At 62.9% G+C, this 8,248-nt stretch carries 10 protein-coding genes and 1 pseudogene; 6 read left to right on the top strand and 5 right to left on the bottom strand.

The window, feature by feature from the left end; genetic code table 11:
* From EN991_RS13935 to EN991_RS13925, 3 genes and pseudogenes are all read right to left on the bottom strand, one after another.
* A pseudogene (locus EN991_RS13935) lies at positions 1–729 on the bottom strand (GMC family oxidoreductase); the annotation flags it as partial.
* On the bottom strand, positions 726–902 hold the full coding sequence (locus EN991_RS13930; protein WP_013528484.1) for a hypothetical protein: 177 nt from the start codon (positions 900–902) through the stop codon (positions 726–728). The pseudogene EN991_RS13935 and the gene EN991_RS13930, both read right to left, overlap by 4 nt.
* A gap of 194 nt (positions 903–1,096) precedes the next feature.
* Positions 1,097–1,858: a GGDEF domain-containing protein gene (locus EN991_RS13925; RefSeq protein WP_013528483.1), complete on the bottom strand. Its 762-nt coding sequence runs from the start codon at positions 1,856–1,858 to the stop codon at positions 1,097–1,099.
* Positions 1,859–2,018: 160 nt separating this feature from the next.
* On the opposite strand from EN991_RS13925, the gene EN991_RS13920 reads away from it, so the two are divergent.
* Positions 2,019–2,732 carry a pyrimidine 5'-nucleotidase gene (locus EN991_RS13920; RefSeq protein WP_013528482.1) on the top strand — a complete coding sequence of 238 codons (714 nt, stop codon included), beginning with the start codon at positions 2,019–2,021 and terminating at the stop codon, positions 2,730–2,732.
* A gap of 91 nt (positions 2,733–2,823) precedes the next feature.
* Here EN991_RS13920 and EN991_RS13915 read toward each other — a convergent pair whose 3' ends face one another.
* Entirely contained in the window at positions 2,824–3,669 is an 846-nt protein-coding gene (locus EN991_RS13915; protein ID WP_013528481.1) for an LOG family protein, read from the bottom strand.
* A gap of 142 nt (positions 3,670–3,811) precedes the next feature.
* Between EN991_RS13915 and dapD the strand changes: the two genes are divergently transcribed.
* From dapD to EN991_RS13895, 4 genes are all read left to right on the top strand, one after another.
* The gene (dapD, locus tag EN991_RS13910) at positions 3,812–4,666 is read left to right on the top strand and encodes a 2,3,4,5-tetrahydropyridine-2,6-dicarboxylate N-succinyltransferase (protein ID WP_013528480.1); all 855 of its coding nucleotides are present in this window, start codon (positions 3,812–3,814) and stop codon (positions 4,664–4,666) included.
* A 72-nt stretch (positions 4,667–4,738) separates the two neighbouring features.
* Positions 4,739–5,101: a DUF805 domain-containing protein gene (locus EN991_RS13905; protein ID WP_013528479.1), complete on the top strand. Its 363-nt coding sequence runs from the start codon at positions 4,739–4,741 to the stop codon at positions 5,099–5,101.
* On the top strand, positions 5,094–5,471 hold the full coding sequence (locus EN991_RS13900) for a DUF805 domain-containing protein (RefSeq protein WP_024502086.1): 378 nt from the start codon (positions 5,094–5,096) through the stop codon (positions 5,469–5,471). The genes EN991_RS13905 and EN991_RS13900 overlap by 8 nt, the downstream gene beginning before the upstream one ends.
* A gap of 13 nt (positions 5,472–5,484) precedes the next feature.
* Positions 5,485–6,258: a hypothetical protein gene (locus tag EN991_RS13895; protein ID WP_127368970.1), complete on the top strand. Its 774-nt coding sequence runs from the start codon at positions 5,485–5,487 to the stop codon at positions 6,256–6,258.
* On the opposite strand, the gene EN991_RS13890 is transcribed toward EN991_RS13895, so the two are convergent.
* On the bottom strand, positions 6,161–7,201 hold the full coding sequence (locus tag EN991_RS13890; protein ID WP_127368969.1) for a 2-dehydropantoate 2-reductase: 1,041 nt from the start codon (positions 7,199–7,201) through the stop codon (positions 6,161–6,163). The genes EN991_RS13895 and EN991_RS13890 overlap by 98 nt on opposite strands.
* Positions 7,202–7,328: 127 nt before the next feature.
* Here EN991_RS13890 and dapE point away from each other — a divergent pair.
* A partial coding sequence (gene dapE / locus EN991_RS13885; protein ID WP_127368968.1) for a succinyl-diaminopimelate desuccinylase occupies positions 7,329–8,248 on the top strand: 920 nt, incomplete at its 3' end.

Genomic DNA, 8,248 nt, shown 5'->3' with positions numbered 1-8,248 from the left:
GGCAACGCCATCCTGGCCGACTATAACGCGTTCGAGGTCGACGCCGTTCGAGCGCTGGTTGGACCACAGAAGCAGCCGCGAATTCTCCAGCCCACCGGTGCAGACGATGAAATAGTCAGCGCTGAAGGAGCCGGCATCCTGCCCGTTTGACCACAGCCTGGCGCCAGTCACGCGTCTGCCGTCGCCGGCAAGTTCGGTGGCACAAGTGTTGAGCACCACCGCGATGTTCGTGGCCTTGTCGAGTTCATCGCCGAACTTTTCGGCGAAGCGCACGGCCGGGCTCTTGATCAGCTGCACCCAGCGAATATCGTCCGAGATCGGCATATCGGGCCGGAGGGCCGGAAGGTCGAGAATATCGCGCACTTCCGGCAGATAGGGTTCGATGTCGGTGCGGGCGATCGGCCAGCCCGTATCGGGTACCCAGGCCTTCGGCTCGAAATCCTGCTTGTCGAGCACGCGGCACCAGCCTGCCCAGTGGTTGGAACTGCCCCCCATGAACCGCAGCCGGGTGATGTCGAGATCGAAATAGAAATCCCCGACCGTGCTGCCCCGGTAAAAGTCCTGCGAGTCGTCGCTGAATTCGCGCGGACCGGCCTCCATCACCACCACCGGAATGCCGGCCGCGCCAAGCTTGCGGGCAATGGTCATGCCGGCCGGACCGGAGCCGAGGATGCAGACCTTCGGGGTGAAGTTCGCAGCGCGATACGCCTCGTAGCTGTCGAAGATCATGCCAGGTCGCTCCGCTTCAGGATCCAGCCACCGACCTCGACGATCTCGTTCGGGTCGGGCTTTGGACCGGCGGCATCGGCATCAGGCAGCTTGCGGAACAAAGACAGGGCAGGCAATGCGATCAACGCCTGCACGAGCGCGCGGCGTGACATTTTCTTGATGATGAAACTCATGGCTGGTCTCTCGGCTGGGCTTCGGCACTGCATGGCGTTCCCAGAACGGCAATTCCCGGAACGACACATGCATCACCGTGGAAGCCAGTATCGTGCCAAGTCTGGCCGCAAAGCAGTGAAAACCCGGCTAAGCGGTACAACCGAGTGCAAACAAGGTTAGAGTTTTCTTAACAGGCCGGTTGCGGCAGATCGGATCACGCCGCCTCGGAAATGCCGGTGTCGATGATCGTCAGGTTACGGCCCTGGTGCTTGGCCTGGTAGAGGCGTCGGTCGGCGGCGCGCATCAACTCCGACACGCTGGCTTCCTCGCCGCAGACAGTACCGCCGATGCTGACCGTGAGCGGAATGGTCCGCTCGTCGACGGGCCGGAAGCGGATCAGCTCGACTTCGCGGCGAATGCGCTCGGCGACGCGCTTGGCCTCCTGCTCGGTGGCGCCAACCAGAAAGGCGCCAAATTCCTCGCCGCCGATGCGGCCGAGCACATCGCCGCTGCGCACGCCGCGCTGAATCGCGCTGGCGATCAAAAGCAGCGCGTCATCGCCGGTCAGGTGGCCGAAATTGTCGTTGATGGTCTTGAAGTGGTCGGCATCGATGATCAGCAGCGCGCCGCGATCGGACTTGCGGCGCGAACCGTCGAGCGCCGCAAAGAAGCTTTCCCGGTTGAGCATGCCGGTCATGTCGTCGCGGCTCGCCTTTTCCGCCAGGCGGCGATGCGCGGCGGCGAGCTGGGCATGGGCTCGGGCGAGATCGCGATGCGCGTTTTTCAGCCTGTCGCTTTGCCAGAAAGTGCTTGCGCTGGCGGCCCACGCCAGCACCAGCGGACAGAGCGTGGAGGTCAGCCAGATCGTCCGGTTGACCGGAAATCCCATGGCCGGAACGATGATCAGGGTCAGCAGGAGAGAGGCCGCGACTGAGGCGAAAGCAACGGCGGCGGATCTCAGAATTATGCTGTTCATCGCTTGCTCCCACAAGACTGCCTCTCTGCCAGCAAGCCCTGAAGGCCACCTTTCCCAGATGCCTAAAATTTGAATCGTGAGACGATTTACGCAACCTCAACGAGCAGAAGTTGTGGATAAAGTCGCTTTCGGAATGCGCGTTTCATGCCATAAGGAGCCCATGACCACGCTCCCTGACCCCGCCCGCTTCGCCCATGTCACCGACTGGGTCTTCGATCTCGACAACACGCTCTATCCGCACCATTCGAATCTGTTCTCGCAGATCGACGTCAAGATGACCGCCTATGTCGGCGAACTGTTGGCATTGCCGCGCGACGATGCGCGCAAGTTGCAGAAGGAGCTCTACCGCGAATATGGCACGACGCTGAACGGCCTGATGACACGCCACGGCATCGACCCCGACGATTTCCTCGAGAAGGTCCACGACATCGACTATTCATGGCTGGTGCCCGATCCCGTTCTCGGCACCGCCATCCGCCAGCTTCCGGGCCGCAAGTTCATCTTCACCAACGGCGACCGCAGGCACGCCGAGCGCACCGCGCGCCAGCTCGGCATCCTCGACCATTTCGACGACATCTTCGACATCGTCGCTGCGGGGCTCAATCCCAAGCCGGCGCGCCAGACCTACGAGAAGTTCGCCGAACTCCACGCCGTCACCGGCCACAATGCGGTGATGTTCGAGGATCTTGCCCGTAACCTTTCGGTGCCGAAGTCGCTCGGCATGACCACGGTGCTGATCGTGCCGCGCAATTTCGAGCCGACCTTTTCCGAGATATGGGAGCGCGACCCGGCCAATGAGGATGATGTCGATTTCGTCACCGACGATCTGGCGGGGTTTCTGACGGCGATTGTGGAGAGGGGGGAGGGGAAATGAAGAAATGATGAAATGACGAATTGGGGATCGATCCGAACGCAGAGCCACAATCCCTTCATTCTTCAATTCTTCAATTCCCCGATCCGCAGCCCTACTCTCCTAACTTATAGAACCGGCTGATAATCCCCCACGCCTCATCCGCGGTGTCGACGAAGTCGATGATGTCCTGATCACCGGGGCTGATCGTGCCCTGCTCGGCGAGGAAATCGAGATCGATCGCCCGCTTCCAGAAGGATTTGCCGAACAGGATCACCGGCACGCGCTCCATGCGCCCTGTCTGGATCAGGGTCAGCGTCTCGAAGAATTCGTCCATCGTGCCGAAGCCGCCCGGAAACACCGCGACCGCCTTGGCGCGCATGACGAAATGCATCTTGCGGATAGCGAAATAATGGAAGTTGAAGCAGAGCTCCGGCGTCACATAGATGTTCGGCGCCTGCTCGTGCGGCAAGACGATGTTGAGGCCTATCGACGGCGCGCCGACATCGTCGGCGCCGCGGTTTCCCGCTTCCATCACGCCAGGCCCGCCGCCGGTCACCACGACATATTCGCGGTAATAGGAGGTAGCCGATTGCTGCGAGCAGAGGCGGGCGAATTTGCGCGCTTCCTCGTAGTATTTGCTGTTCTCTTCGAGGTTCTTCTTCTGCGTCTCGTTCTTGGCCGCCCAGGCCTCGCCGCCGGGTTCCGGCAGGCGCGCACCGCCGAACAGGATCACCGTCGAGCGGATGCCGCGTTCGGCTAGGATCATTTCCGGTTTCAGGAGTTCGAGTTGCAGCCTGACCGCGCGCAACTCGCGCCGCGTCATGAAGTCGGGATCGTTCCAGGCGAGCCGGTAGGTTTCGGCACGCGTCTGCGGCGTGTCAGGTACGCTCTTCGACCGCTCCAGATCCTCGTCCGAATGCGGCAGCGGCGTCCACCCCGCCTTTTCCATAGGAGTCATAACTACCCGTCCAATTCCCTTAACTGCGCCGTCCCGTGACGCACACGCGATTGACCCCCATTAAGCCTTAACATAGGGTCCGCGCGACTTTCAAAACAGGTTAAGGCTCAGCCCCTTAACAGCTTGGTAATGGAGCGAATTCATGTCGAAGCCCGATCTGGCGAGCCTCGAAAAGACCATCGAGAAGGCCTTCGAGGAACGCGATGCGATTTCGACTGCGACGCGCGGCGAAACGCGCGATGCCATCCAGTCGGCGCTTGACCTGCTCGACCGCGGCGCCGTCCGCGTCGCCGAGCGGCAGGCCGACGGCAAGTGGCATGTCAACCAGTGGCTGAAGAAGGCCGTGCTTTTGTCCTTCCGGCTCAACCCGATGGAGATCATCAAGGGTGGTCCCGGCGAAGCGACGTGGTGGGACAAGGTGCCGTCGAAGTTCGATGGCTGGGGCGCTGTTGATTTCGAAAAGGAGGGCTTTCGCGCCGTGCCGGGGTCGATCGTGCGTCGCTCGGCCTATATCGCGCCGGGCGCCGTGCTGATGCCGTCCTTCGTCAATGTCGGCGCCTATGTCGATACAGGCACCATGATCGACACCTGGGTCGGGGTAGGCTCCTGTGCCCAGATCGGCAAGAACGTGCATCTTTCCGGCGGCGTCGGCATCGGCGGCGTGTTGGAGCCGATGCAGGCAGGTCCGACCATCATCGAGGACAATTGCTTCATCGGCGCGCGCTCGGAAGTGGTCGAGGGCTGCATCGTGCGCGAAGGCTCGGTGCTCGGCATGGGCGTCTTCATCGGCCAGTCGACCAAGATCGTCGACCGCGCCACCGGCGAGATTTTCTACGGCGAAGTGCCGCCGAATTCCGTCGTCGTCGCCGGAGCGATGCCGGGCAAGCCCTTTCCGAACGGCGAGCCGGGTCCGAGCCTCTACTGCGCCGTCATCGTCAAGCGCGTCGACGCCAAAACCAGGTCCAAGACCTCGATCAACGAATTGCTGCGCGATTGATCTTTGCGCAAAGCGGGCGCACCTTCCGCCGGCGCGACAATCGGTCGCGCGGGTTCATCATGGAGGGGTGACATGGACTGGAAGTATCTGCTCACAAGTTTTGACGGTCGCATCAACCGTGGCAAGTTCTGGGCCGCGATTGGCGTTTTCATCGTCATTGGCATCGTTGCCTTTATTCTCGATGCGATCCTCGGTACACGCATCACCACGGCCAGTGGCGCCCAGATCGGCATCATCGGCATTCTCATCGCTCTGGCCTCGATCTATTTCGCACTCGCAGTCTACGCCAAGCGCTGGCATGATCGCGGCAAGTCGGGCTGGTGGAGCCTGATCATGCTGGTGCCATTGATCGGCCCGATCTGGTTTCTGGTGGAATGCGGCATTCTCGAAGGCGCCAGGGGCGCCAATCAATATGGACCGGACCCGCTTGCCTGACAGATCAGATCTCACCTGGCTTTTCTTCAAAACCTCGGGCCGCGTCAGTCGCGCGGCCTATTTTCTTGGCGGGTTGCTCGTCGCCATCATCCAGGCCTTCCCGCTCTACCGCTTCACGCTGGTGCCGGAAGGTTCGGCCGAGAGCAACATGTGGTCGTTCATCTTCTTCGTCGCCTTCATCGCCTCGCTGTGGTCGAACATTGCCCTGGCGGTCAAGCGGCTGCACGATTTGGACAAGCCGGGCATTGCGGCGCTGATCTTGTTCGTGCCGGTGGTCTCGATCGTGGCCTTCCTTGTGTTGTGCCTGTTTCCGGGGCAGCCTGGACCCAACCGCTACGGCCGGCGCACCAACGAGCCAGCACAACCCTGAGGTTCGATCGGACATGCGCTACCGTACGCTTGATCCGAAACTGATCATCGAGACCGCAGAACGGCTGGAGACGCGCGTTGCGGAGCGTTTCCCCGATGCCGGCCTGCGCGGCGTTGCCGCCGAACTGGTCTCGCTGTCGCGCGACCTGGCACAGGGCGCCAAGGCCCTGGAAGCGCCGATCTGGTGGCTGCGCGGCCTCATCGTCGCCGCTGTCGTTGCCGGCGCACTGATGTTCATCTTCGTCGGCACCGTCCTGCCATTCGACCGCATTTCCAAACCGGGTGATGCCGTCCAGTCGGTGCAAGGCATCGAAGCTTCGCTCAACATGTTCATCCTCGCCATTGTCGGATTTCTCGCCTTGATCCGCTCTGAGGAGCGCATCACGCGCAAGCAGGTCTTTCGCCAGCTGCATGGCCTGCGCTCGCTGATCCACGTCATCGACATGCACCAGCTGACCAAGGATCCGGCGGCGCTGTCGGCCGATTTCAAGCCGACGTCGCATTCGCCCGCCCGCATCACCAATGCCGCCGACCTGGCGCGTTACCTCGACTATTGCTCCGAAATGCTGTCGATCACCGGCAAGATCGCCGCATTGTTCGCGCAGTCGGTCAATGACGACGTGGTCATCGACGGCGTCAACGACATCGAGAACCTGGCGTCCAACCTGTCGCGGAAAATCTGGCAGAAGATCACGTTGATCGACGGCCGGCCGGTGCAACAATCTGCTCCGGCGCCAGGCCCGGCGAGCCAAGCCGCTCCGCTTCCGCCGCGCGCACCAAGGCGATGATCCGCTGAACCGTCGGCACGGGCGTGCCGGCCTTCCCCGCCAGCCGCAAGATGGCACCTTGCAAATCGTCGATCTCCGTCGGCCGGCCGCGCTGAAGATCGTCCCACATCGACGAGCGCGCCTGCGGGTCGATCGCCAGCATGCGCCGCGCCAAGAGCCTGAACAGCCAGTCCGGCAGCCTGAGCACTTTCGGCAGCAGCGCCGGCCGCAGGCCGGCGATCCGCGCCGGCTCGATGCCGGACGCTTTCAGTGCCGTCAGCGCCTCGTCGATCTGGCCGGCCAGGATCAGCCGCCAGCGTCGGTCGGCCAGTTCGGTTGCCAGCGGCAGGCCGGAAAGCGCCACCAGCGCGTTGTTCAGATTCATCAGCAGCTTACCCCACAGCACCGCCTTCATGTCGCCATGCGCTTCAACCGCAAACCCTTCGACGCCAAGCAGGCCGACCAGGCCGGCATCGCCATCCTCGACCATCACCTTGCCGTCGCTGGCGCGGTGCACGCGCAGCGGCAGCTCGCCGTCCGGCGACTGCACCACATTGAACGGCACCATGCCGGCCAGCACCGTTCGCCGGCCAAGTCCGGCACGCAGCCTGTCGGCATTGTCGACACCGTTCTGCAGGCTGATCACCACGGCGTCGGGCCGGGCATGAGCTTTGATAAGATCCGCCATGTCCTGAGTGGCGCCGCTCTTGACCGTGACCAGGATCACGTCCGCCTGCGGCAGGGTGGCGGCCGGATCGGTGGTGACGGCAAGCGCCTCCGGCTTGATCGAGCGATCGCGGCCCTGGAGGTCGCTGACCCGCAATCCACCCTGCCGCAACGCTGCCTCGATGCGCGGCCGGGCCAGCAGAATGACCTTTCGGCCGGCCAGCGCCAGGCAGCCGCCGGCATAGCAGCCGATGCTGCCGGCACCGGCTATGACGATCCGTTTGTCCTTGTCTGCCATCCTGTCGCCCGCGCCGGGTCGCAACTATACGACATGAAAACCATAATATCGGCGGTATCGCCAGCCATGAGGCTGGCCCCTATGTCTGGCCGTGACAGGCCCTGCGCTTTCGACTATCGCTTTTGCCATGACGCTGCCGACCGATCCTGCCGAAAACCTCGCCGCCCTTATCCGTTGCGCTTCGGTGACGCCCGCTGAGGGCGGTGCGCTGACCGCGCTGGAGACGATGCTCAAACCGCTCGGCTTCCTGGTCGATCGGCCGGTGTTTTCCGAAGACGGCACGCCCGATATCGAAAACCTCTATGCAAGGCGTTCCGGCAATGGCCCGCATCTGATGTTCGCCGGCCACACCGACGTGGTGCCGGTCGGCGACGAAGCCGCCTGGACGCATCCGCCCTTCGCCGCCGAGATCGCCAATGGCGAGATGTATGGCCGCGGCGCCGTCGACATGAAGGGCGGCATCGCCTGTTTCATCGCCGCCGTGGCGCGCCATGTCGAGGCCAATGGCGGTCCGAAAGGCTCGGTCTCGCTGCTGATCACCGGCGACGAGGAAGGCCCCGCGATCAACGGCACGGTCAAGCTGCTCGAATGGGCGGCTTCCAGGGGCGAGAAATGGGATGCCTCTGTCGTCGGCGAGCCGACCAACCCGGATGCGCTGGGCGACATGATCAAGATCGGCCGCCGCGGCTCGATGTCCGGCGCCGTCACCGTCAATGGCCGCCAGGGCCATGTCGCCTATCCCTTGCTTGCCGACAATCCGGTGCGCGGGCTGATGAGCCTGGTCGATGCCTTGCTGCATCCGGTTTTCGACAAGGGAACCAGGGATTTCCAGCCGACCAATCTGGAAATCACCTCCATCGATGTGGGCAACCCGGCCACCAATGTCATCCCGGCCAAAGCGACCGCGACCTTCAACATCCGCTTCAACGACACCTGGACGGACGAGACCCTGCAGGCCGAAATCCACAACCGGCTCGACCAGGCGGCCAGGCGCAAGAAGTACCGGCAGGGCAAGAAGATGCCGGTCGACTACGAGCTCGTCTGGCG

The sequence above is a fragment of the Mesorhizobium sp. M7A.F.Ca.US.005.03.2.1 genome, assembly GCF_003997795.1.
Classification (GTDB): domain Bacteria; phylum Pseudomonadota; class Alphaproteobacteria; order Rhizobiales; family Rhizobiaceae; genus Mesorhizobium; species Mesorhizobium ciceri.
Note: the sequence above shows the minus strand (reverse complement) of the source record. Positions and strands in the feature narration are given on the sequence as shown.

Coding starts and splice junctions, on each gene's coding strand:
- EN991_RS13930 (WP_013528484.1), bottom strand. CDS start 902: ATGAGTTTCATCATCAAGAAAATGTCACGCCGCGCGCTCGTGCAGGCG.
- EN991_RS13925 (WP_013528483.1), bottom strand. CDS start 1,858: ATGAACAGCATAATTCTGAGATCCGCCGCCGTTGCTTTCGCCTCAGTC.
- EN991_RS13920 (WP_013528482.1), top strand. CDS start 2,019: ATGACCACGCTCCCTGACCCCGCCCGCTTCGCCCATGTCACCGACTGG.
- EN991_RS13915 (WP_013528481.1), bottom strand. CDS start 3,669: ATGACTCCTATGGAAAAGGCGGGGTGGACGCCGCTGCCGCATTCGGAC.
- dapD (WP_013528480.1), top strand. CDS start 3,812: ATGTCGAAGCCCGATCTGGCGAGCCTCGAAAAGACCATCGAGAAGGCC.
- EN991_RS13905 (WP_013528479.1), top strand. CDS start 4,739: ATGGACTGGAAGTATCTGCTCACAAGTTTTGACGGTCGCATCAACCGT.
- EN991_RS13895 (WP_127368970.1), top strand. CDS start 5,485: ATGCGCTACCGTACGCTTGATCCGAAACTGATCATCGAGACCGCAGAA.
- EN991_RS13890 (WP_127368969.1), bottom strand. CDS start 7,201: ATGGCAGACAAGGACAAACGGATCGTCATAGCCGGTGCCGGCAGCATC.